This window comes from Sphingomonas sp., from assembly GCF_017745215.1.
GTDB lineage: Bacteria > Pseudomonadota > Alphaproteobacteria > Sphingomonadales > Sphingomonadaceae > Sphingomonas.
In genome coordinates this window covers 114,456-137,755 of the sequence record NZ_JAGHZV010000005.1, presented here as the reverse complement: position 1 = coordinate 137,755, position 23,300 = coordinate 114,456, and the positions used below count along the sequence as shown (strand labels likewise).

Below are 23,300 nucleotides of genomic sequence, written 5' to 3'. Positions count from 1 at the left end.
TTTCCCCGCCCGAATTTGCTGGTCTAAGCGCCGGTCAGTTCGGCGAGCCGGTGACGTTCACCGTCACGCGGTTGTCCGCCTTGTCGTAGGTGTAATTGGCCTGGAGATTGTTGTTCACGCTGCCGCTGTGGCTCACGTTGGTGAGCCGTCCGCGCGCGTCATAGCTGTAGTTGATCGTCTCGTTGCCCATCGGCGCCGCCGAGAGCGCGGCCGCCGCGGCCACTACGATCGCCGCCAGCGCCGCGACCGGCGCAATCAAACCTCGCATCAATGATTCCCCCGCCAGAAGCCCGAAGCGGCCCGCCGCCGCCCGGTACAAACCGAGAACAACACGAAATCCAACATTGCAAGCGGCAACCGCGGGGCCCGCCTGGGCCGGTCGTTCGCCATGCATCGGATGCTACGCCAGGCCGAGTACCGACAGCGCTCGATTCGCGCCGTTATGGAGGATGATGCGCCGCCCCCGCGCCCGGGCAAGGGGATTCTATTCCGTTTCGGAGGGAACGGTTCAGCTATTCGCCGAACCAGTATTTTCTAAGAATGCCACAATCACGCGACGCGCCAAGAGCAATACGCGATCCTATTCTCTCACTTGAACGATCCGAACGCCGTCTAGCGACTGAGGTCTACGAGTTCATCAGCCCTTAGCCTTCCCCTCGTTGCGGTCGAGCTGTACGTCCAAGGCATGATGGCCGAACACGCGATCCCTGCCGCAGCGCACTGGCTGCAAAGCACGATGCTCGGCACCATCGCCACCACGCTCGCGGTAGTATGTGTTGCGGCAGTTGGGTTGGGAATGCTCAACGGAAGGATGGATGCGCGACGGGGCATCACGGTGATCGCCGGATGTTTTTTGGTGTTTGGGTCAACCTCCATTGCCGCAGGATTGCGTAGCCTGACTGAGTTTAGCGACGGCGGCCCTGAACTGATCGCGGCCCAAGCATCGCCTATGCCAATACAGGCAATTTTCCCGCCGCCACAACTTCCGCCACCGCCACCACAGGTCCGTGATCCCTACGCCGGTGCCGCACTCCATTATTAACTGCGACTTGGACAGAAAAAGCGGCAGGTATTCAAGCCTTTTCAAATGCAACATTACGGGCGTCGCCGCTGCCACCGAGGCACCGGATGGAGGTCACGAGCGGCTTGCCAGGGCGCGCTTGCCACACCGCTGCGGCGTATTCCTGCACTATGAGCACCGAGCCGGATTGTAAGCGCTGTGCCAGCTCATCCAGCCCCGCGCCCTCAATGATGAACTGCCGCGTGCCGAAGTCGAGGGAGAGGAGTCTGTCGCCGGTGTACTCGGCGGCGAGGAGCTGGGGGTAGGAAAGGACCCAGCCGGTCCAGAGGCCGGATTTTGGCTCGAAGCGGCGCAGGTGGAGCATCATCGCCGGGCGCGAGCGTCCGCGCTGGAGCACCCAGGGCCGGTATTCCTGCGGGTCGAGGGCGAGCGCCAGGGCGGCTTCGTCGGTGATTTCCTCGGGTGAGAGCGGCCCTCGGGTCGGTTCGCCGCCGTTCGGCTGGGGGCGTGCCGGGTCGTGGCCGTCATCGTAGCCGCCCGGCGGCGCGGGCCGGTGCGAGTGCGGAGGCGCGGCGTCGGGCTGCCCGAAGGGTGCGCGCCCGTCGTTCCCCGGCAGCGGCTCGCGCCGCCCACGGTCGAACAGGTTGCGCCAGTGGTTGGGGTCCTGATGGTCCATGCTCATCGCTCTAGGTCGGATGTCGGGGGTGAACGGGACGCGTCGCGGTCGGGGCCCGCGTTGGGCATTGCGCCGCCGTGCGTCTGGTTGGGCCCTGCACGGGCGTGCTCCATTCCCGCGGGACCGAGCCGCTCCTGCTGTCGCTCGATCCACGCGAAGAACCGCTCGGCGGTGTCCTTCGCCTGACGTGCAGCGTCAGGCGTCATCGGCGACGCATCGAGCTTGGCGAACGCCGCCTTCGCGCGGCTCTCGACGGCGCGGTAATGCCGCGCCCGCTGGAACTGGCCGAACCGCTCCTTCATGACCCCATAGAGTTCCTTGAGGTGGAACGCGAGCCGCAGCGCCGGTTCCGGCAGCCGCGACAAGCCGCGCTCCAGGTAGCTCCGCCGGTCGATGCGCTGGTCGGAACCGGCGCGCGCCAGCGCGGCGTTGGCGGTGTTCTCCCATGCCTCGCGGCAGCGCTCGTAATAGTCGGGACAGTTCCAGCTCTGGGCATTGGAGACGACCATGACCGGCCGCCCGTCCGGATGAAGGCGGCCGGACGGGTCCGGCACCCAATCATGCCGGACCTTCTGCCCGAAGCCGTCCGCGACCAGCGGACGCATCGTGAGCATGACATGGGCGTGGGGCTGCTCCCGCCCGTCCGTGTCCGAAATCTTGTTGTGCCAGCAGATATCGGCGACCATGCCCTTCGCCACGAAGCTCTTGAGCACGAAATCGCGCACCACATTGATGCGCTCCTCGGGCGGCAGCTCGCGGGGAATCATGATGCGCAGCTCGCGCGCGGTCTGGCTGTCCTTGCGTTTCTCGCCCGCCTCGACCGCGTTCCACAGCCGCTCGCGGTCGATGCCCTGCACCCAGGCCGGTGCTCCGGCCGGGAGCAGGATTTCGGTATGCTCGACCCCGCCGCGGTTGCGGTAATCGTGGGTGATGCCCTGCCGATCGTCGCGGAGCTTCTCGCCCGACCGATAGGCCGCAGCGGCGACCGACGACCGGGACTTGCTCCGCGACAGGACCTGCATCCGCATGCTGAAAAGCGCCATAAGCACCCCCAGCCGACTAAGGGGCCATCTTCCTTCCCATGGTGGTTAAAGCCTTCCGGAAAAGTCTAAGAGTGCACAGATACGTTGCCCGCTTAGGTTGCGTACAACGTGCACCCCTGCCGGAGGCTTTTAACGTCCATGGTAGGGAGAATATGGTTAAGGAATTGCTAACTTCCGCATTAAAACCGCGTAATGTCAGCGATGTGGCTGAGGGGCTTTGGCGGTCGCGCCTTGCCCGCAAATCCGGCAAAACTTGCAACTCTTGCGCGAGGACTTGCTGGCCGTTCATTCGACCGGTCCCAGCACTTGGCGGCAATGGTCGGGCAAGCCGCGATAGGCGTCGCGCAGCGTCGGGACGGGAATCAGCGGCCGCCGGATGCAGACCGCAACCACGCCGTCCCGAGCGCTGCCACCGCGACGCCTGCGCCGGGCCCAGGCCCAGAGCTTGGCCAGCCCGGCGAAGAGAAGCAGCGGGGCGGCCAGCAGCATCAGCACGCCGACGACTGCCTGGCCGCCGCCATGCTGGGCGGCATGGCCCAGCAGGCTGAACAGGAGCAGGCCAAGCACGATGCTCCCCGCCCACATCAGCGGGCGCTTCCGCCGGGGCGGCGTGCCCGCCATTTGGTTCCACTCGACCTGCCAGCGCCAATAGGCCTGCATCTGCCGGTCGGCCTTGGTCGCCGCCGCGACGAGCAGGCCGAACCCGATCAGCAGCGGCCACGCGTCGCCCCGCTGCATCCAGAGGATGAAGGCGACGATCGCCATCGCCCAGGAGCCCAGGAACACCGGGGCGCTGCCCAGCACGCGCGTGCGAATATCGGGCTCTCTCATTGCCGGAACCTCACGATGACATGGTTGCCGCCCGTCAGGCCGAAGATGCGCCCGGTCTGATACCAGACGGCGGTGATGATCCCGCCGTTCGCCGGGCCGCCGGTGCGCAGCCCCCAGGCGAACGCGCCGGGCTCGATGATCCAGTCGGCCTGCTCTGACCAGCCGCTATTCGTGCCGTAATTGGTCGAGCTGCCAAGGTTCCGGCTCCGCCCGTCGCTGCCGCCCCAGGACGCGCCGCTCCCCCAATTGCTGCCCGACGAATGCGCGCCGTTCGGCCCCGTCGACGAGCTGCCGCCCGACTGGGTAGAGCCGCCCCAGTTCTCGCCCTCGTTCATGCCGAGGCCGTAATTGCGACTGGTGCCTTCGGATTCGCTGTAGCTCGCCCGCCGGTGAAGCCTGCGCCCGATCGTCTCCGACGCCCAGCTATTGGTGATCTTGCACGAGTTCGCGTGGAAGATCTTGGTATTGAAATTGGTCAGCAGGTGATGCGTCACATGCTCGGGATGCGATCCGCCGATCTTCGCGTAGAACGAGGGCAGCGACTGCGCGAGATAGACGACGCAGACCTTCGAGCTGCGGCACGCCGCGAGGAAGTCCGCATCGCCCGGCGTTACGAACGCGGGCGCCTCGTCGGCGAACAGGCAGCAATAGCGCTCGCGCTGGCTCGGCTCGAGCGCGGTGCGCGCGAGCATCGCCTGTTGCCATGCATGCTTGAAGATGAGCTGCGCCAGCAGCCCGTCTTCCCCCAGGGTGGTGGACGGCATGTCCATCACGATCACCGCTCCGTGGAAGCACAGCTCCGGCGTGATGGTGCTGTCGGTGCAGAAACAGTCGCGAAGCCAGCCATGGCACAGCCGGTCGAGTGCCGCGACCAGCGAGATCGCGATATTGGATCGCGTCTTCGGGTCGAGCGTCGCGAACGTGTCCTTCCAATAGAGCAGGCATTGCATGCCGAGCGCGTTGTCGATCTTGACGGCTGCTTCCTTGCCGGACGCCATCATGCAGATCCGGCAGAAGAACGAGCTCGCCTGCCATCGGCTATCGGTGAACTGCTCCGGCGTCTGCGGCGCGCTGCGCACGAAATTGATGACGTCCACCACCCGCACGCCGCCCGTCGCCGCGTAGATCAATGGCACCGCGTGGCGCAGCAGGGTACGGATGGAGTCGGTCCAGAACTGGTCGCTCTCGCGCCCCGGCGACGGCGCGGCGCGCTTCGCCAGGTCGACGATGGTCAGCAAATACTCCACCACGCTGTTGAGGCCGGACACGCCGAACCGCGCGAGGATATGCGTGATGAAGTTGAAGCGGTGGTTCCGCCCATCCCATCGGATCAGCGACCCCAGCCGCCCGTGCTTCGCGCAACGACGTACCCATAGGTCGGCTTCGTCGGGCTTCAGGCAGCAGATCAGCATGCCCATGCCGATGCGCAAGCAGGTCGCCGCGAGCAGCTCGGCCGCGCCGGTGGTTTTGCCGGAGCCCGACGCGCCCGTCACCAGCACATGCGAGCCAAGGTCCTGGGTGCGCAAATAGTCGCGGGGGGAAAGCCTCGCGAGCGGAACCGCAAGTTCCGCCGCGGGCGATGTTCGCGATAGCAGGCGCATCATGCCTCCGTCAGATGCGGGACCGGCCTATCGGTCGATGCCGTGCTCCGGCGCGTGGCCGGGCTGCTCCGGTTCCGTGGTGAAAAGTTCGGGGTGGTCCTCGAACAGCCGGTCGAGCAGGCTGCGCTCGTCGGGCGCATCGTCGCCGACCTCCCGTGCCGTATCGGCGGCACGGTCGGGGCGGCGACGTCCGAACCAGGCCTCGTCGATGAGCTTGGACCGCACATCGTCGATCGCCGCCCCGAAGGCGCTGAAAAATGCCTCGAACATGGTCAGTACCGGTGTCCGCAGCCGACGCAGCGCCGCTCCTTGCGCCACAGGTTGATGAACTTGACGCCACCCCACAGCGCGAGCGTGCCGAAGGCGAAGGCCGGGTGGTCGGCCCGCCGCGCGAGTGTCACCGTGTTGGCGAGCTGCTCGAACGAGACGACCTGGATCAGGTTGGAATCAGCGTGGAACGATCCACAATGCGGGCAGGTCATGTGCTAGCTCCCTTGCTTGGAATGGGTGATGGGCCGGAGCTTCTTGGGCATCGGCTGCGGATGCGGGGGCAGCGGCCACGTGCCGAACGGCTCGCCCGGCCCGTCGCCCAGCGCCCCCAGAAACCCGCGTTCAGCCATCTCCCAATCTTCTCTGTCCATAAGGACCACTCCGGAAAATGGGCGCAGGTCTTCCCCGCACAGCGCGAAGCGCCTGCGCCCGAGTTCACCGACGATGTCGATGGATGAGAGGCCCTCAGGCCCCCCGGCTCACTTCAGGAAGGTATTGCTGATGAAGTGGCCGATGACCGGCCCGGCCGTGCCGCCGATCAGGTGGCCGAAAAGGGCCGTGGTCACCAGGGTGCACACGCGCACCGCAGGATCGTTTGAGTTGTGGTCCATTGTCCCGTCTCCTTGTTGCTGGCGGCATTGACTTGAAAACTCCCGCCGCCGAGCAAAGATTGCGAAGCGCGCCACAGCCTGTCATTCAGCACATATTCGATGATCTTCGGAGAATTCGATGGCTGGGCACGAAGTATCAGATTCGGCAGCATCTTTTCTTCTCGCCAATTTTATCAACAAGCACTTGCCGCGTGGCACGGGCAATCGCGGCCAACCGCAGACGGCATCGCTCTTCGCCGCAAACTCGGGGCTTTCGGAAGGACGGCTCAGCGAGTTGCGTCATCGCAAAGGCGGCCTGCCCGGCCTTTCTTCCTTACAGGTGATCGAGCGCGCGTTTTTCCCGGGCGGCGGAAAAAGGCACGACCCCGCCTGGCTTGAATGGCAGGAAGTGCGTGAAGCCGTGCTGCGGCACGGCGATCCGGTAGAGCCTGGACGGGATCAGAAGCGATTCACCGCCCGGGAAACCTGGGATTTGCTGATGCGCCCGCTTGCCGACCGCGCCACACCGCTCGTCCGTTCGACTATCGATGATGACCCGGCACACGCCTTACGCCACGAGCATCTCTGCGGACGGGTGAGGGATCGCAGTTTCATCCTGCCGATGCCGCCATGGTTCCAGGCTGCCATCGAGAGCGATGCGGTCTTCGCCGGGCGGTACGATCTCTATGCGCCGATGGACTTCGACGGCGACGCCGCCTGCCAGTCGTTTCTCGCCGCCGTCCGGGTGCCCGGTTTCTCTGCGATCGTCGCCCATCATGCCGACATGTATGCGCACCACGTGCTTGAAGCGCTGCGCGGCTCGTCAGCATTTCCTCCCTACAACAAACGGAAACTGGGCCTATTCGGCTTCCAGCAGCCGCAGCGTTCTGGTGCCGGAGAGGGCGTCTACCTCGATCTCGATTTCTACGTCACGGATTATCACACGCACCGGGTCATGCGCCGCGTGATGCATGAGTTGCGCATGAGCCATCCCGCACTGTTTCGCGATGATGGCGATCCGTTCGGTACGATGCCGTACCTGCGCTATTTCACCACGTCGTTCGGCATCAACGTCCTGGCGACGACGCAGGAACGGCAGGGCAAGCGCGTCTATCTCGCCCGCGTCTCGAATCGTCAGGGCAACGCCAACCAGCACGGCCTATGGCATGTCACCGCCAACGAAGGACTCAATCTCGACGACGTGTTTGATGGGCGGGTGGATTTTCGGAGCGCCATCGCCCGTGCGCTGTGCGAGGAGCTCGGCGCAAATCTCTCCGAACCGGATGACGAAACTATCTACCTGGAATTCGCCATCGACCGGCGGAACTTCGAGCCGTTCCTGTCCTGCCTTGTCCATCTCGGCATAGACCGCGAAACCTTCTACCACCGCAAGCGCCACCTCGCGCGCGACGACCGGCGAGAATTTCAGGAAATCATCGACATCCCCTTCACGGAAGAGGCGATGATCGAGCTCCTACTCGGCGAGCCTCGGGGAAGCGCGGGGTTTACGTCGTATGGGCTCAATATTATGGACAATATTCTTCTAAGGAATCTGATACCGAAAACTTCAGGATAGAAATTCAATCTCCCATCTCATCGACCGCAGCCCTTATTCGATCTACATCGTCTCGAATTACGCCCGAAATTGGAAGCCCCAGATCCGACTTCGTCATGCCACCTGACCAGCGCAGCTCCCCGTTTGAAAATTCTTTCGATAGATACAAGCTAGTAGAAATATTAATAAGAGACAAATATAGGGCCTGTATACTGTCAGCGCCAAAAACATCCTTGACTATTGGCTTATCGAATCCGTCGATCGATACTCTACATCTCCAATCGCCACTCTCCGGAATGGGAGCTTCGATTGAAACGACAATTTCACGATCTGCCAAATATGTCAGCCTTCTAGAGTATATAAAATTCACAATAAATCTCAAAATGATAAAAGTGTTCTTCCAACAATTGGAAGAGTTGCCTCTGGAGCAAATATAGTACCAATAACAATTATTGTCCCGCCTATAATTATCACCGCACCAATTAGTCTCGGATCAATATCCAGAGGATTCGGCCAAAAATTCTGCTGCCACGGGTCCATCTCGCGCCATGTGACTAACGGAGGTAACGGTCGCCCCGCTCCACGCGCCGCATCTCGATCAGCGGCGCTAGCCCAGCATCGAGCTCTCGCTTCGGCACTTTGAAGAGATCGGCATTTCTCGTAGTCATCTTCTGCCGCACTTTTGCGCTCGTCTTCGTCCATTGCGTCGGACGCGTTCGGATTTTGTGGCGGACAGAGGCCTAGCGGATCAATCCGATTTACTGGATTGCTTGCGACACTTTCATACAGGTTGAGGCCACCGAGCTCCCCAACGGGATCGCGGTTCAGCCAACGCCCGTGCGCAGGGTCATGCGCACGAAGGAGCGCGAAGGAGAGTGCGGCCGTCGGCTCGTCATAGTAAATGCTCCAACCAGCGTTGGTCGCGACACCCGAAACCACGGTCTTATTGCCATAAGGGTCATACTCATACTGCGCGTTGACGCCGCCGGTGCCATCGACGAGCTGCCGCGTGCTACCCAGCCGGTCGGTGACAGAGTACTGGATCGTGGCGCCGATCATCATGCCTTGCGCGAAGAAGCGGGTTTCGATCGGGGCGCCGGATTTCAGATTGTCGTGCTGGGCGCAGACCTCACCGGCGCACCAGAGCAGCGCGTGATCGGACGCCACCGCGCCGGATTTCTTGGCGATGACGCGCACCAGGCGGCCGAGGCCGTCGTAACTGTAACTGGCTTCGTCGGGCCCGGAGACTACCTTCGTCAGGCGGTTCGCGCCGTCCCAGGTATATTGGGTGCTATCGAGCGTGGTCGGGCTGCCGTTGACATCGTAAGTGCCGCTGCTGATCGCGTTGGTCGAGGTGTAGGCCAGGTTCTGGGTACGCGCAGGCGTCTGGATTTTCGTGAGGTTCGATGCCGCGTCGTAGCTGTAGGCGTAGTTTGGCGAGGTAGATGACCCGCTCGTCAGGTTGGTGCCGACAGTGGCAGCCGTGATGCGGTTGGCCTTGTCGTAGCTGTAATCGGTGATTTGCGCGCTCGGCAGCGGCGGCTCGTCGGCCTTCCGCTTGTGGCTCGAGCAGCTCGCCAGCACCAGCAAAAGGCCGATCGGAACGAACAGGGCCAGGCGCCAGCGGCGCCGTGTCGCAACGGCGAGCATGGCGGCCAGCGCCAGCACGATGCCCGGCAGCGCCCCGGCGAGCAGATCGAAATCCTCGGACGGCGTTGACGCGCCGCCCTGCGCGGTGGCCGCGTGCGCCTTGCCCGAAAGCCCGTTCAGGATGGTGCGCTGCCAATCGGCCGGGCGCACGCCGGACTCGGGCTGCCGCTGCGCAAGCGCTTCACCGGTTCCCCTGCCGGGAAGCTGCCCGAGCGCCGCGAATTTCTGGTTGATGTAGGATTGCTTGAACTGCGTGACGTTGTCGTTGGCATTGTAGGCATAATCGAACTGCGAGAGGATCGCGTCGCTCGCCTTGGTGTATTTCATCTGCTTGAGCAGATTATCCCCCTTCGCGTCATAGTAGCTCAGCGCGACCTTGGGCCCGTGCGCCGAGCTGATGCCGCTCACCCGCGCACTGCCGTCGAGATAGCTGTAGTTAAACGTGTCCAGCACGTTGGCCGCGGTCGTCACCCGGCCCAGCGCGTCATATGCCGTGCTTTCGGCGGCGCCATCGACATTTCGGCCGACCATGCGGCCCAGCGCATCATACTGGTAGGTCACGGTGTCCGCGACGCCGCTGGCGCCCGCGACCGGGCTCGTCACCGATTGCAGCTTGCCCGCGCCGGGGTTCGCAGCGCCGGTGATCGGATAGTAGCTGTATTGCGTCGTGCCGATGCCATCGGTCATCGACACCAGCCGCGGGAAGACATTGTCATAGGTGAAGGCGACGGGGAGAGCGTTGGTGTAGGCGATCGACTTCACGCTGTCGTCGGCGTTGTAGAGGTAGCTGGTGACTTGATGCTTGGCGTCCGTCACCATCGCGATGCGGCTGGTGCTGCCCTCGTAATCGACCGTCTGCGACGTCCCGTCCGCGTAGGTCTTGGTAACGATCCGATCCTGAAGATCGCGAACCATCTGCGTCGCATGGCCGTTGCCGTCGGTGATCGTGGCGAGCTGGCCGTTCAGCGAATAGCTGAACTGGTTCGATTGGCCGAGCGCGTCGGCGACCTTCACGAGCTGCCGCTCGGAATCGTACGTCATCTGGCTGGCCTGGCCTAGCCGGTCCGTCACGCCGACGAGATCGAGGAGGCTGTAGGCATATTTAATGGACGTCCCGTCCGGATAGGATGCGCTCACCGGCCGATCGGCATCATCGTAGCTGTAGCTGACCGTGAGACCGCCTGGGTCCGTCGCCGACGCCACGCGGCCGACGGTATCGTAGGTGAATTTGTAGGTGGCGCCCGACACCGCGCCCTGGATGCCGGTCAGGTAACCCTTGCCGTCGTAGCTGTAGCCAGTGACGTTACCGAGCGCGTCGGTGCCTTTGGTGAGCTGACCGGCGGCGTTGTAGTCGTAATGGGAGGTCGATCCGTCCGCCCCCGTGACGGCTGTGGGTAGGTGCTGGCCGTTATAGGTGAGGCTGGTGAGCAGCCGCGACGTGCCGCCCGTCACGTTGCTCGCCGTCAGCAAGTCCAGCCCGGAGGAATCGTAAGTGAATAACTGCTTCCGCCCTGCTGGATCAGTGTAGGAAGTCACATTGCCCGCGCTGTTGTAAGCGAAGGTCTCCAGCCGCGTCGTGCCGTCATCGAGCACTCGCCCGATATGCAGGGGCAGGTTGCTCGTACCCTCCTGATAACCGATCGACTGCCCAGCATAATCGCGCCAGACGCGCCGTTCAAGCGGCTCCTTGGTGCTCTCGATGACGCGCGAGGTCGCGGAAAAATCGCGCGTGTGCACGAAATGCAGGATTTTGGCTTTCGCGTAGTCGAGCCCGCCACCCGCCGTCGCGACCTTGTATTGCTCGGGATTCCAGATGAACGAGTTGCGATAATTCAGATAAGAATTTTGGGTGAGCATGCCGGCTGGCACCACCGGGTCCGAGAACGGGATGCCGGGCGCGTCCTGACGGAATTCCACGCGGCTGACGCGCCCGAGCGTATCGGTGACATTGAGAAATCGTCGATCGCCGAGGCTCGCATCGGTCGTGACATCACCGAACGCGAAACTAGTCGTGCCATAGGGCGTCTTGAGCGCGGAGACGAAGTCGCCTGTGCCGTACGTGTATTGCGACGTGATACCGAGCACGTCGGTGATGCTCGCGAGCTGGCCGGCGCCGTTATAGGTGAAGCTGGCCGAACGCCCGAAGGGATCGGTGATTTTCGTGACCTTGAGGGGGTCACTGTTCCCATAGCTGAGCGTGGTCACCTGGCCGATCGCATCGGTGATCGACGCGATGCGCATCTGCGCGTCGTAGCTAATCGTCACCTTGTTGCCCTGTCGGTCGATGACGGCCGTCATGAAATATTTGTTGCCCAGCGCTTGGCCAAAGACCTCCAACGACCCGTCCTTGAGGTGACGGGTGAACGTTGTCGCGCCGGATACGGTCTGGGCCGTCACATAGGCTTGGCTATAGGCGCCGGGCGACGAGGTGGCCCCCGACATCGTGTAGGGCTCGTCGCCTCCGCCGCGTTGATAGAGATCGACCGCTCCGCCGCTTGAGCGCTTGTCGGTCATGTAGCTGAGCCAGCCGAAAGTCCATTTGTGGCCAAAATTGACGTAATTGAACGTCGCCGGTTGCTGCACGTCACGGTGCGAATAGTAGATGTCGAAATTGATCGCCGGGCCTACCGGCGGCGTATAGCCGACAGGGCGGTCGTGCAGCTCCAGGCTGACGAACATCGGCTCAACGTTCCAGGTCGTGCAGCCGCCGCAATCCTTGTTGTCATCGTCCGGAAAGGCCGGATCGCCGCTCTGCGGCCCGGTGCCACCCTGGTCGCGGCTCGAGCCGGTATCGCCGCGCCCCCAGATCTTGTCCGCCTCCGCCGTTTCAACTTTGCGCCATCCGCTCGGCAACGGTCCCGAGGGGATCAGAAAATAGCCGCTCGTTTCCTCTTCGAGCGTCCCCCGGCGCACCCGGATATCCCGCCCGAACGTCGAGTCCTCGACGAGGTAGCGGTCTCCGGACTTACCGACGATCGCCGCGTAATGGCCCATCTTCCAATGGGCGACGGCGGGCGTCACGATCGCGGCCCCCGATGAACGATAGGCCATCTGGTAGCGCATGCCGACGCTTGCGGCGATGTGTTGCACCGCGCTCAGCGAAAGCCCCTGCGCCGTTGAGTTCGCCTTTTCCAGGCGGTTGACCGTGTCGGCCGGAGCGTGGGGATTGAGGTAGAGCAGGATGCGCAGGAGCGCGAGAGGTCCGCAGCGGAAGCTCCGCTCCGGCCATTCGCTCATATGTGCCAGGCCACGCTTGGAACTGTTCACCAGCTCCGCCGCCGTCCCGTGAATAGGTCGGTCTTTTACCTCGGCAAGCAGGCCAGAAAGCCGCTCCGTCCGCCCGAGATAAGCGTTGAACTGGCTGAGTTCGGCAATCGCCGCGTCACCGATCGCGGCGCCATCGCGCGTGCGAAGGCTTTTGCTCGCCGTCCAGGCCTGATCAAATGCCTGCATGGCTTTGCTGAAATGGCCGGTCTGCCGGTAGACGCTTCCGAGATTGAGCAGCAGCACCGGACGCCAGGCCGAGCCGGGATGGCTTGCCAAGAATGACGTGAGGGGAGCTACCGCGTCAATGTCACCCGCCGACACCGACTTTTCATACACGAGCAGAGCCGCGGCCAGATCGCGGTTATCCGACGCCGCGGTCACGCCTGCGGGGACCAGCGTTTGGTCGAAGAGACCTACGCGAAGGAATTCAGCATCCGCCGGTGAGCCGGAAAAATGAAGCCGTGTGGGCGGCGGCGCAACGGCGGCATTGCTTTTCCATTGCCCCCAGGACGACGGTAGAACGACCGCCCCTAACAGAGAAATAAGAAGAGCCACCGCTAAAATGCTGAAAAGACGCGCACGATCAGAAAGCGCGCCAAGCGCGACGCTAAATGAATTCATAGCGAAGTTCCCCCACCCGCAGAATCACTCAGACGAATGAGGCTAACGTCTCATCGAATCGCTCAAATCGCAAGATTAGCGCCGGATTTAATTCATCACGCTTCTCAGAAAATTTCGCCGATACGGATCAATTTTCAAAATGCAGTAGCTACATGCCGGATGAAGACTCATTTTCCGGCGCAACTATCTATTCTTAGGTTGTATCCATTTCGGACGATCCTTTTCCGGTGGCGGGTTCGCCGGACGATCTGACGTGCGCCACTGATTGTTACCACTCCAAGATAGAGTCTGGCTCCTTCATGATGGTTGTTTGAGGGGGGATGGCAACGTGTCCGGGGGCATGCGCCGCTGGGGCGACAGCCTCCCTGACGCTAAGCGCAAACTCTATTGCACGCCCTGCCGCACCCGCGACCGCCTCCGCATCGCGCCCTGGATCGACAAGACCAAATCCACCCCCACTGGCGACCCGCTCCCCGACCCACCCCTCTACGAATGGAAAAAACTCATCGCGCGCTATCGGAGCTGAGGATCACGCCTTCACCAAGATTGAATCGCGCCAACTAGGATTTCTGGGGCGACAAAAAGCGGGCGAGCAAGGCTGGAGCGCTGAAATCGCCCGGTCCTTCATCCTTCACGATACCGTCCGGACTGCTTCGAAAGATTGACGCCAGAATGATTGCTCGCTCCTCCGAGCTAAAGGACTCTCGCGTTTCCATCGAAAGAAAAGTTTTTGTCATAACCGCCTTCTCTCGTGCGTCCGATCCTAGATGGTGTTCGCTCAGGAAAAGCTTTGAAAGCAATCTACCTATCCAAAAAATCAAAGTTGTGATTCCCAAAGTCGCACCACTGACGATAATGTATACGGGTGTAGCATGCTGGCTTTCTGGCACGGAAAGGAGATACGCCGCTGCCCACTTCGCTAGAAAGAAAATTCCAAACCCGGCGGCCACGAAATAGATGAACATCAGCACGGCCCACGCGATCTCCCATTTACCATGCGAGGTTGCCTTGTCGCGCCAGTATTGGACCGGTGCCATAAGCGCCATTTGGTTACGATATTTGTCCTCGGTCTCAGCGAGCTGATCTACGATCTCCGAGCGCTGGGCCGCAAAATCTTTCGCGGCGGCATTCCAAATCGCAAAGGATCGTTGCAGGAGACGGCGTTTCAAAGCCATGATCCGGTGCGTGCGCGAACGAACAAATTCATCTTGCTCGGCTTCTAAGTCGCGAACGCGCTGCTCTAGCCGGTCAATCGCGCGACGATAATTGCGGCGCTCTGCCGCCAGCGCTTCGCGGTCGAAGCCCACGTACGAGGCAGCGACCGAGCGCGCATAATTGTAGAACCAGGTCGCATTTTGAAGATTGCGCTGAAAATCGGAGTGACGCTCAACAATGACGAGATAGCGGGCGGCATCATCGCCGACTAAATCCCTTGCCGAGAGGTAGCGCTGTCCATCGAAGCTTCCGCTGTAGGGAAGAGATGGGCGCAGCCCATAGAAAATCGATTTCAGCTCTTCTTCGATGGCGCTGACATCCGCTCCGCTCGTGATCTTAGCGTCTAAAGCCCGGGTGCGACGCTGCAATTGCGAAAATTCGTCCCAATTTTTCGATAGCAACCAGTCCCACGTGGCGCGCTCCTTCTCCCACCACTTTCCCAGTTGACGAAGCGATCGGAACGTCAGCTCTTCGCCATCGAGCCGAAATCTAAGGAATTCAGCCATCTTTGCTCTCCCCTCCAAGAGGGTGGCGCTGCCGGGTATGATGAGCAAGACGGATTTTGCACCAGTCGCGTCCGCGATTGTCAAATAATTGCCATCGGTTAGAATTCAACTATGGCGACACATACGAATAATTCAATAAAAGGCGATCGCGCGCTTGGTCCCGGCGACAAGGACGAACTCGGCTTTCGGGAAGTTGCCGCGCGCATTGCAGTATCCCTCATCGATCATGCATCCGATGACGGCCTTGTAATCGGTATTGAGGGAGCGTGGGGGTCGGGGAAATCCAGTCTCGTCTTTCTCATTGAGGATGAGCTTCAGAAGCTACCCAAAGAGCAGCGACCCAGCGTCATAAATTTTCGCCCGTGGTTGATCGGCAACCGAGATGCCTTGATCAATGGCCTGTTTACCGAACTGTCGAAGCAGTTGGATCGAGTCGCGTTGGATGCTGGCGATGCAACGCCGATCACCATCGCCCGAGCTAAAAAGGCGGAAGACGCACTACGAGAATTCGCCTCCGGCCTGACTAAAGTGGGAGCCGCAATTGAGTTTATTGGAGACGTTTCGGGCTTGCCACCTGTCAAATGGTTCGGGAAGGGGACTAAGGCAGCTGCAAATCTAGCCGAGGGCAAGCGTGCCGCCTCCCAATTATCCGACCTCAAGGACAAACTGGTCAGATCGCTTCGCGATCTAGGGCACAGGTTTGTCATCACGATCGATGACGTTGATCGCCTCGAACCAGCGGAAGTCATCGAGATATTGCGCCTTGTTCGATCGGTCGCCGATTTTCCAAATGTCATCTATTTGCTTTGCTACGATGGAAAAATCCTCGCCCACAGCATCGAGAAAGCTGCGCGCGCAAAGAGCGGCAAGGCCTATCTCGAAAAGATCATCCAGCTTACGATTATGGTACCGCAACCGGAATCAATGCAATTGCGTCAATGGTTCACTGATTCCCTTCATCAAATCGCCGCGCCCAAAAACGATGACGAGCTTTCGAGACTCAAGACGGTTGTCGATTTTGAGGGAGGACGTCAGCTACGGACCCCAAGGTCCGTTGTGCGCGCACTGGATTCGATCCGGTTCTTCTGGCCACCGCTTCGAGACGCCAAAGCCGATTTGGCGGACCTCGTCTGGCTTCAGCTCATTAAGGATGGAAATCCCGCGCTCTACCGTTGGATCGAAGAATATTGCGCCGCCGCAGCGATCCACTCGCTAGGAATCGCTCGCGTATCCGATGTGGAAAAGACGCGGGAGCTTTCCAAGCTGATCAACATCACCGAAGAAGGCCATTTCGATGATCTTACTTACCGGCATTATTTTGCTGATCAACTAGCTGGCGTAGAAATGAATTACGGAGATGACGGCGATAAATTCAGAATATTTCAGCACGTCCATGAACACCAGCGAGACGCAGCAATTCGCGGTGTGCGCCTGGCCAGCCCGGATCACTACCGGCTCTATTTTGCGTTGGCGGGTCCGTCGCATGCCCTGACGCAGGACGATTTCACATCAATGTGGGCGGCAGCAGAAGCGGGTGTCGAGCAGACCACTGCAGAACTTCTGCGTCTCCACGGTGAGCCCGCTGGTGGATCATTCACCAAGGCGGACATCCTGCTTGAACGCATCAGAGGCAGTGCGTTCGAAGTGCTGACGCCGCAGCAGTGCGACAACATTCTTCTCGGCCTGTCGCAAGCCATGGACGCGGCCTATCGGCAACGCCCCTTCGACCGCTTCTGGATCAACTCACTATGGGATCGTGCGTCCCGGCTCATCCCGCTCCTACTTGCGCAGCTGGACGCAGAACAGCGCGCCGCGGCTGTAACAACGATGTTTCAGCACGGTGCGGCCCTTGCCTGGCTCACGACCGTCTTTCGGCACGAGACGTTTGCCCACGGTCGGTACGGCGACAGGCCACGCCCCACAGAGGACTGGCTGGTGACTAACCCCGAACTCGACCAAATTAATGGCATTATGCTCGACCGATACCGGGCGCTGTCCGATCATGAAATTCTCGAAGTTATCGATCCGATCAGCTTGCTATTCGCATGGCGGCAGGGCGGAGACGAGGCAGGCCCGCGCGAACGCCTCGAGGCGAACATTGTTTCGGATGAGGGACTGGTGGAGACATTGGAGAAGCTCGTCAGCTCTGTCGACAGCAGTAATCGTGGCAGGTTCGACGTCATCAAGAGGGATAATCTCGCGCCGTTTTTAGATTACGACGAGGCAGCGCAACGGATCGAAGCGCTCAGAAATCACAGCGAACTCGGTGAGCGCGCATCCCGATTGGCGGTCGCCTTCGCGGACGGACTGGAATTTTAGCGGAAGGAAGAAGTGTTATCTTAGGGCTCCGCCCTCGGCGCGCTTCGAGTGCCGTCCGCCCACCTTCCTCCGCTCACGCTCCGTGCAGCCGGTTCCCCGCGCCGACACCGCTCCGCTTGCACACCCCCCGTTCGCCACGGAGGCAGGGTTGCAGCGGCAACCTCTTTCCAATTGCAGCAAGTCTTTCTCGACAGGGCGATTTCGGGAAGTCATGGAAATGACACACCAGCGATAGGAACATCCCGATGGCGGAAAAAACCACCCTCATGAGTTTGACGGCCGACATCGTTGCCGCTCACGTGTCGAACAATAGCGTCGCCATCGGTGATTTGCCTGCGCTGATTGCCAGCACTTTCCAAGCGCTCGCGAAACTTGACCAGCCTGTGGAAGCTCCGGCACCCGAAAAGCCCAAGGGCGCAGTTTCTGCGCGGGCATCCATCAAGCCCGAGCATCTCATCAGCATGATAGATGGCAAGCCGTACAAGATGCTGCGCAAGCATATCGCGTTGCACGGCTTCACGCCGGAGACTTACCGCGACACCTTCGGCCTCCCGCGCGACTACCCGATGGTCTCGGCGAACTACGCCGAAGCCCGCCGCGCCCTCGCCGTGAAAATCGGCCTCGGCCGCAAACCGGGGAAGGCCGCAGCCGCCACCCAACCCGCCAGGGCCCCAACCGCAGCCAAGCCCACGCGCCCCCCGCGCACCGACAAATAGGGCGGGCGGGAACCGCGCAGGCGGAGATCGCGGCTGTGAAGATCGTGCGAGATTCGCTGGACCCCCAACGCACCGCATGACATCAATCGCACAGCCAGCCCGGCAACCTCACACCGCCTAAAGTCAAAATTCTATACACGAATGTTACACGAAGCGATTTCTTGGGAAATTTCTGTTTAATCTCAATCGTGTAAAAATGGTCTAACACGTCGCCGGGATGACGGCTTTCTAAAGCGGAGAGAGCAGCGACGCTAGAAATGCCCGCGCGCCGACCAGGTCTTCAGCGCATAGATGAAGGTGCGCAGCCCCCCGGGGATGTGGCGCCTGGCGGAGTGGTAGAGGAACAGGCCGGGATATTCGGGGCACCAGTCGGGAAGCAGCGGCAGGAGGCGGCCCTCGGCGATGGGCGCGCGGGCGAGGCGCTCGGCGACATAGGCGATGCCGAGGCCGCGAAGCGCCGCTTCGACCAGCTGCTGGGGCCGGCCGAGGGTGAGGCGGCCGTCGATGTCGATCGCAAGCGGCTGGCCGTGGCGCTCGAACTCCCAGCGCTGGACGCGGCCGCTGGCGAGGCGGAGGCGGAGGCAGTCGTGCTGGGGGAGGTCCTCGGGGCTTTGCGGCGCCTCGCGGCCCTCGAGATAGGCGGGCGCGGCGACGGGGATCATCCGCGACGGGCTGCCGAAGGGCACGACGGTCATGTCGCGCGGGACGATGTCGCCCTGGCGGATCGCCGCGTCGAAGCCTTCGCCCATGATGTCGACCGGCCCGTCCTCGGCGACCAGATCGAGCGCCATCTCGGGGAAGGCGGCGAGATAGCTCGGGACGACGGTCTGCAGGAGCTGCATCGCGACGCTCTCGGGTGCGGCCAGGCGCAGCAGACCGCCGGGCCGCTCGGGCATCGTCGCGACGTCGGAGAGCGCCGCATCGAGGTCGCGCAGGATGGGGTGGAGGCTGGCGACGAGCCGCTCGCCCGCATCGGTGGGGACGACGCTGCGCGTGGTGCGGTTGAGCAGCCGCGTACCCATTCGCCCCTCGAGTGTCCGCATCATATGGCTGAGCGTGGAGGGCGAGAGCTCGAGCTCGTCCGCTGCCTTGCGGAAGCTCCGGTGCGTCGCGATCGAGGCGAGCGCAGCGAGTTCGTTGAGGGAAGGGCGCTCATTCATGGCCATTTACCATGATATCATGGATGATTACCGGGAAAACCACAAGCAATCTGGGACATTTTGAGGGGGCGGAGCGATTCAGCGGGCAGTTGGGAGCTCCAATCGGCGTTCTTTCGAACGGAAGGCGCGCGGCCCTGGGGCTCGGCGGCCACCCGATATATGGCAAAATAACATTAATATGTGCGGTATTAAACGATATCGCGTCATAACGGGATTGGGCGAGCCGAAAAACGGGGGATTTGCCCTGGCGATGCCAAGAGGGCCGACCCGTGGGACGAAAATTGATGATGAAATCACATGGATATCATGGTCATTATCCTGTATTTGACATCAATATTCCATGTACTCGAGTGTGGGTCCATCGGACTTGCGTTGATATTCGCTGATGAGAGAGTAAGTTTCCGAGCGAGGCGGCGTGAGTCCGCCACGAGGAGGAGAGGAAGTGATGGGCAACGGCACCGGGATTTCGCGTCGAGGCATGATCGCGGGCGCCGCCGCGGGACTGGCGAGCGGGCCGCTGCTCGCCGCGGGCCGAGCCGGAGAGCGCAAGCGGGCGCTGCCGAAGGACTTCCTCTGGGGCACCGCGATCTCGGCCTATCAGAGCGAGGGCAACAACACCAACAGCGACGCCTGGCTGATGGAGAACATCAAGCCCAGCATGTTCAAGGACCGCTCGGGCGACAGCGTCGACAGCTACCATCGCTTTGCCGAGGATTTCGCGATCGCGAAGCGGCTGGGGTTCAACTGCTATCGTCTCGGCATCGAATGGGCGCGGATCGAGCCGAGTGAAGGCGAATTCTCCAACGCCGAGCTCGATCATTATGCGCAGATGCTGGAGTCGTGCCGGGCGCATGGGCTCAAGCCAGTGGTTACCTTCAACCACTTCACCACACCGCTCTGGTTCGCCAAGCGCGGCGGGTTCGAGGCGGCCGACGCCCCCGAGCTGTTCGCGCGCTATTGCGATCGCGCGGCCAAGCACCTCGGCGGGCTGATGCACCTCGCGACGACGTTCAACGAAGCCAACATCCAGCTGCTGGTGCACCTGTTCCCGCAATTCGCGGCGGGCATCCCCAAGTCGCGCGAAGCGATCGCGGCGGCGGCGAAGGCAACCGATTCCCCGCATTTCTCGCGGATTGCCTATGCCGATCCGGCGGTGGTGACGCCGATCATGCAGGAGGCGCACCGGCGCGGCTATGCGGCGATCAAGGCGGCGCGGCCCGAGCTGCCGGTGGGACTGACGCTGACGACGCAGGACATCCAGTCGGTCGGCGATCCGGGACTGGTCGCGGAGTATCAGCGCCGGCTGTACGGGGATTGGGTCGAGGTCGCGCGCAGCCACGCCGATTTCTTCGGGGTGCAGACCTATACGCGCTTCCGCGTCGGGCCCGAGGGATTCGTGCCGCCGCCTGCCGGGGCCGAATTGACCCGGGCCGGCTATGAATATTACCCGCAGGCGCTCGCGGCCACGATCCGCTGGGCGCACAAGGCGATCGGCAAGCCGGTCTACATCACCGAGAGCGGCATCGCGACCGACGACGACAGCCGCCGCGTGGCATTCATCGACGCGGCGCTGGACGGGGTGCGCGAATGCCTGGACGAAGGCATTCCGGTGCACAGCTATCTCTATTGGTCGCTGCTCGACAATTTCGAATGGACGTCGGGCTATGACGTGCATTTCGGGCTGGTTTCGGTGGACCGGCAGAGCTTCAAGCGGACGGTGAAGCCGAGCGCGCTGCATCTGGGGGCGATCGCGCGGGGAAATCGGATTTAGCGCACAGACCTGTGTGGGCTGGCGGTAGAGCCAACCCCGCCGCGGAAGGGAGCGCCGCGGCGGGGGATCGGCCGGCGGGTCAGGCCAGCAGGTCGTAGCGGTCGGCGTCCATCACCTTGGTCCAGGCGGCGACGAAGTCGTGGACGAACTTCTCGCCGGCGTCGGACGAGGCATAGACTTCCGACAGCGCGCGGAGCTGCGAGTTCGAACCGAACACCAGATCGGTTCGCGATGCCGTCCAGCGGTGCTCGCCGGTATGGCGATCGGTGCCGACGAACTCCTCGTCGCCGGTCTCGTCGACTTCCTTCCACGCCGTGCCCATGTCGAGCAGGTTGACGAAGAAGTCGTTGGTGAGCTGGCCGACGCGATCGGTGAGCACGCCATGCTTCGAACCGTCGTGGTTAGCCCCGAGCACGCGGAGGCCGCCGACGAGCACCGTCATCTCCGGCGCCGCCAGGCCGAGCAGCTGCGAACGGTCGACCAGCAGCTCCTCGGTCGGCACGCTGTAGCGGACCGAGAGATAGTTGCGGAAGCCGTCGGCCTTGGGCTCGAGCACCGCAAAGCCCTCGACGTCGGTCTGTTCCTGCGACGCATCGGTGCGGCCGGGGGTGAAGGGCACTTCGACGGTATAGCCCGCATCCTTCGCCGCCTTCTCGACCGCGGCCGCACCGGCGAGGACGATCAGGTCGGCGATGCTGATCTTCTTGCCGTTCGCGGCGGGGCCGTTGAAGTCCGCGCGGATCTGCTCGAGCTTCGCCAGCACCCTGGCGAGCTGCTCGGGCTGGTTGACCTTCCAGTCCTTTTGCGGCGCAAGACGGATGCGGCCGCCGTTGGCGCCGCCGCGATGGTCCGACCCGCGCCAGGTCGACGCCGAGGCCCAGGCGGTCGTCACCAGCTCGGACACCGACAGGCCTGAGGCGAGCACGCGGCGCTTCAGGTCGACGACATCGGCCCTGTCGACCAGCGGATGCTCGAGCGCGGGGATCGGGTCCTGCCAGAGCAGGTCCTCCGCAGGCACTTCCGGCCCGAGGTAGCGCGCCTTGGGACCCATGTCGCGGTGGCAGAGCTTGAACCAGGCACGCGCGAAGGCATCGGCAAACGCCGCCGGATCGGCACGGAACTTCTCCGAGATCGCGCGGAAACCCGGGTCCATCTTGAGCGCCATGTCGGCGGTGGTCATCATCGTCGGGACGCGGCGCTCGGGGCTGTGTGCGCCCGGCGCCTTGTCCGCTTCGGACTGGCCCACCGGCTGCCATTGCTTGGCGCCTGCGGGGCTCCTCACCAGCTCATATTCATAGTCGAGCAGCATGTGGAAGAAGGTGTCGTCCCACTTGGTTGGCGTGGGGGTCCAGGCGCCTTCGATGCCGCTGGTGATCGTGTCGTCACCGATGCCGGCGCCGTGGCTGCTGATCCAGCCGAGGCCCTGCATCGCGATGTCCGCGCCCTCGGGCTCGATGCCGACCTTGGACGCGTCGCCCGCACCGTGCGCCTTGCCGAAGGTGTGGCCGCCAGCGGTGAGCGCGACGGTCTCCTCGTCGTTCATGCCCATCCGGCCGAAGGTCTCGCGGATGTCGCGTGCCGAGAGCAGCGGGTCCGGGTTGCCGCCGGGACCTTCCGGATTGACGTAGATGAGGCCCATCTGGATCGCGGCGAGCGGGTCCTCCAGGATGAGGTTCTGCTCGGGTTGGATGCGCGTCTCGGCGCCCTGGCCGACCCATTGCTCCTCGGTGCCCCAATAGACGTCCTTCTCGGGCTCCCACACGTCGGGGCGGCCCCCGCCGAAGCCGAAGACGGGCCCGCCCATCGATTCGATCGCGACGTTGCCGGCGAGGATCATCAGATCGGCCCAGCTGAGCTTCGAGCCGTATTTCTGCTTGATCGGCCACAGGAGGCGGCGCGCCTTGTCGAGGTTGCCGTTGTCGGGCCAGCTGTTGAGCGGCGCGAAGCGCTGCTGCCCCGCACCGGCGCCGCCGCGGCCGTCGCCCGAGCGATAGGTGCCCGCGCTATGCCAGGCCATGCGGATGAAGAAGGGGCCGTAATGCCCGTAATCGGCCGGCCACCAGGGCTGGCTGTCGGTCATCAGCGCGGTCAGGTCGCGCTTCACCGCGGCATAGTCGAGCGACTTGAACGCTTCGCGATAGTCGAAGCTGTCGCCCATCGGATCGCCGGACCTGCCCTGCTGGTGCAGGATGTCGATCGAAAGCTGGTTGGGCCACCAGTCCCGGTTGGTGCGGCCGAGCAGCGCGCGAAGCGCCGCGGGCTTCTTCATCGGGCACTCCAGCGGGTCGCCCTTGGTCTCTGCATCCATCTTCGCTCTCCTGCGCCTGGCTTTGATTTCCGGCGAGCCTAGGCCTGGTTCGGGCGAGTGGAAAGCGAGCGGCCTTTGTCAGTGAGAGTTGGAAAATCGATTAGCGCGCCGCCGCGACTCGTGCCGGGGCGCCAGTATCGCTGCCAAGAACGTGACAATTCCGCGCCTTGCCGCGCGCAC

17 protein-coding genes are annotated in these 23,300 nt (G+C 62.6%); 5 read left to right on the top strand and 12 right to left on the bottom strand.

Annotated features, from left to right (window positions below; translation table 11 throughout):
- Positions 1-34: 34 nt before the first annotated feature.
- The gene (locus J7495_RS07000; protein ID WP_294055712.1) at positions 35-268 is read right to left on the bottom strand and encodes a hypothetical protein; all 234 of its coding nucleotides are present in this window, start codon (positions 266-268) and stop codon (positions 35-37) included.
- A gap of 351 nt (positions 269-619) precedes the next feature.
- Here J7495_RS07000 and J7495_RS06995 point away from each other — a divergent pair, with 351 nt between their 5' ends.
- On the top strand, positions 620-1,042 hold the full coding sequence (locus J7495_RS06995) for a TrbC/VirB2 family protein (protein ID WP_294055850.1): 423 nt from the start codon (positions 620-622) through the stop codon (positions 1,040-1,042).
- A 31-nt stretch (positions 1,043-1,073) separates the two neighbouring features.
- On the opposite strand, the gene J7495_RS06990 is transcribed toward J7495_RS06995, so the two are convergent.
- The 7 genes from J7495_RS06990 to J7495_RS06960 all read right to left on the bottom strand — a co-directional run bounded on the left by J7495_RS06990 (position 1,074) and on the right by J7495_RS06960 (position 6,053).
- Positions 1,074-1,703, bottom strand: a complete 630-nt coding sequence (locus J7495_RS06990) for a hypothetical protein (RefSeq protein WP_294055711.1) — start codon at positions 1,701-1,703, stop codon at positions 1,074-1,076.
- Complete coding sequence (gene mobQ, locus J7495_RS06985; RefSeq protein ID WP_294055709.1) at positions 1,700-2,740, bottom strand: MobQ family relaxase; 1,041 nt, start codon at positions 2,738-2,740, stop codon at positions 1,700-1,702. Before mobQ ends, J7495_RS06990 begins: the two co-directional genes overlap by 4 nt.
- A 285-nt stretch (positions 2,741-3,025) precedes the next feature.
- Entirely contained in the window at positions 3,026-3,571 is a 546-nt protein-coding gene (locus J7495_RS06980) for a hypothetical protein (protein ID WP_294055707.1), read from the bottom strand.
- Positions 3,568-5,175 carry a TraM recognition domain-containing protein gene (locus J7495_RS06975; protein ID WP_294055705.1) on the bottom strand — a complete coding sequence of 536 codons (1,608 nt, stop codon included), beginning with the start codon at positions 5,173-5,175 and terminating at the stop codon, positions 3,568-3,570. Before J7495_RS06975 ends, J7495_RS06980 begins: the two co-directional genes overlap by 4 nt.
- Before the next feature lie 24 nt (positions 5,176-5,199).
- On the bottom strand, positions 5,200-5,442 hold the full coding sequence (locus J7495_RS06970; RefSeq protein WP_294055703.1) for a hypothetical protein: 243 nt from the start codon (positions 5,440-5,442) through the stop codon (positions 5,200-5,202).
- 2 nt (positions 5,443-5,444) lie between these two features.
- Positions 5,445-5,654 (bottom strand): hypothetical protein, encoded by a 210-nt coding sequence (locus tag J7495_RS06965; RefSeq protein WP_294055702.1) that lies wholly within the window; start codon positions 5,652-5,654, stop codon positions 5,445-5,447.
- A gap of 267 nt (positions 5,655-5,921) precedes the next feature.
- Positions 5,922-6,053 carry a hypothetical protein gene (locus J7495_RS06960; RefSeq protein WP_294055700.1) on the bottom strand — a complete coding sequence of 44 codons (132 nt, stop codon included), beginning with the start codon at positions 6,051-6,053 and terminating at the stop codon, positions 5,922-5,924.
- A gap of 118 nt (positions 6,054-6,171) precedes the next feature.
- On the opposite strand from J7495_RS06960, the gene J7495_RS06955 reads away from it, so the two are divergent.
- The gene (locus J7495_RS06955) at positions 6,172-7,608 is read left to right on the top strand and encodes a hypothetical protein (protein ID WP_294055698.1); all 1,437 of its coding nucleotides are present in this window, start codon (positions 6,172-6,174) and stop codon (positions 7,606-7,608) included.
- A 357-nt stretch (positions 7,609-7,965) separates the two neighbouring features.
- Here the strand turns inward: J7495_RS06955 and J7495_RS06950 are convergent, their stop codons facing one another.
- Both J7495_RS06950 and J7495_RS06945 read right to left on the bottom strand, forming a co-directional pair.
- Positions 7,966-13,125, bottom strand: a complete 5,160-nt coding sequence (locus tag J7495_RS06950) for an RHS repeat-associated core domain-containing protein (protein WP_294055696.1) — start codon at positions 13,123-13,125, stop codon at positions 7,966-7,968.
- 560 nt (positions 13,126-13,685) lie between these two features.
- A complete protein-coding gene (locus tag J7495_RS06945) occupies positions 13,686-14,846 on the bottom strand; it encodes a DUF6161 domain-containing protein (RefSeq protein ID WP_294055694.1) in 1,161 nt (386 codons plus the stop codon).
- A gap of 111 nt (positions 14,847-14,957) precedes the next feature.
- Here J7495_RS06945 and J7495_RS06940 point away from each other — a divergent pair, with 111 nt between their 5' ends.
- Entirely contained in the window at positions 14,958-17,165 is a 2,208-nt protein-coding gene (locus tag J7495_RS06940; protein ID WP_294055692.1) for a P-loop NTPase fold protein, read from the top strand.
- Between the two features lie 245 nt (positions 17,166-17,410).
- Positions 17,411-17,881: a MucR family transcriptional regulator gene (locus J7495_RS06935; protein ID WP_294055691.1), complete on the top strand. Its 471-nt coding sequence runs from the start codon at positions 17,411-17,413 to the stop codon at positions 17,879-17,881.
- 251 nt (positions 17,882-18,132) lie between these two features.
- Here the strand turns inward: J7495_RS06935 and J7495_RS06930 are convergent, their stop codons facing one another.
- A complete protein-coding gene (locus tag J7495_RS06930; protein ID WP_294055689.1) occupies positions 18,133-19,041 on the bottom strand; it encodes a LysR family transcriptional regulator in 909 nt (302 codons plus the stop codon).
- A 445-nt stretch (positions 19,042-19,486) separates the two neighbouring features.
- Here J7495_RS06930 and J7495_RS06925 point away from each other — a divergent pair, with 445 nt between their 5' ends.
- Positions 19,487-20,812, top strand: a complete 1,326-nt coding sequence (locus tag J7495_RS06925) for a family 1 glycosylhydrolase (RefSeq protein ID WP_294055687.1) — start codon at positions 19,487-19,489, stop codon at positions 20,810-20,812.
- Positions 20,813-20,891: 79 nt separating this feature from the next.
- On the opposite strand, the gene katG is transcribed toward J7495_RS06925, so the two are convergent.
- Positions 20,892-23,120 (bottom strand): catalase/peroxidase HPI, encoded by a 2,229-nt coding sequence (katG, locus tag J7495_RS06920; protein ID WP_294055685.1) that lies wholly within the window; start codon positions 23,118-23,120, stop codon positions 20,892-20,894.
- Between the last annotated feature and the right edge of the window lie 180 nt (positions 23,121-23,300).

Bases quoted from the DNA above. Each gene is read 5' to 3' on its own strand.
- J7495_RS07000 (WP_294055712.1), bottom strand. From the start codon at position 268: ATGCGAGGTTTGATTGCGCCGGTCGCGGCGCTGGCGGCGATCGTAGTG.
- J7495_RS06990 (WP_294055711.1), bottom strand. From the start codon at position 1,703: ATGAGCATGGACCATCAGGACCCCAACCACTGGCGCAACCTGTTCGAC.
- mobQ (WP_294055709.1), bottom strand. From the start codon at position 2,740: ATGGCGCTTTTCAGCATGCGGATGCAGGTCCTGTCGCGGAGCAAGTCC.
- J7495_RS06980 (WP_294055707.1), bottom strand. From the start codon at position 3,571: ATGAGAGAGCCCGATATTCGCACGCGCGTGCTGGGCAGCGCCCCGGTG.
- J7495_RS06975 (WP_294055705.1), bottom strand. From the start codon at position 5,175: ATGATGCGCCTGCTATCGCGAACATCGCCCGCGGCGGAACTTGCGGTT.
- J7495_RS06970 (WP_294055703.1), bottom strand. From the start codon at position 5,442: ATGTTCGAGGCATTTTTCAGCGCCTTCGGGGCGGCGATCGACGATGTG.
- J7495_RS06965 (WP_294055702.1), bottom strand. From the start codon at position 5,654: ATGACCTGCCCGCATTGTGGATCGTTCCACGCTGATTCCAACCTGATC.
- J7495_RS06960 (WP_294055700.1), bottom strand. From the start codon at position 6,053: ATGGACCACAACTCAAACGATCCTGCGGTGCGCGTGTGCACCCTGGTG.
- J7495_RS06955 (WP_294055698.1), top strand. From the start codon at position 6,172: ATGGCTGGGCACGAAGTATCAGATTCGGCAGCATCTTTTCTTCTCGCC.
- J7495_RS06950 (WP_294055696.1), bottom strand. From the start codon at position 13,125: ATGAATTCATTTAGCGTCGCGCTTGGCGCGCTTTCTGATCGTGCGCGT.
- J7495_RS06945 (WP_294055694.1), bottom strand. From the start codon at position 14,846: ATGGCTGAATTCCTTAGATTTCGGCTCGATGGCGAAGAGCTGACGTTC.
- J7495_RS06940 (WP_294055692.1), top strand. From the start codon at position 14,958: ATGGCGACACATACGAATAATTCAATAAAAGGCGATCGCGCGCTTGGT.
- J7495_RS06935 (WP_294055691.1), top strand. From the start codon at position 17,411: ATGGCGGAAAAAACCACCCTCATGAGTTTGACGGCCGACATCGTTGCC.
- J7495_RS06930 (WP_294055689.1), bottom strand. From the start codon at position 19,041: ATGAATGAGCGCCCTTCCCTCAACGAACTCGCTGCGCTCGCCTCGATC.
- J7495_RS06925 (WP_294055687.1), top strand. From the start codon at position 19,487: ATGGGCAACGGCACCGGGATTTCGCGTCGAGGCATGATCGCGGGCGCC.
- katG (WP_294055685.1), bottom strand. From the start codon at position 23,120: ATGGATGCAGAGACCAAGGGCGACCCGCTGGAGTGCCCGATGAAGAAG.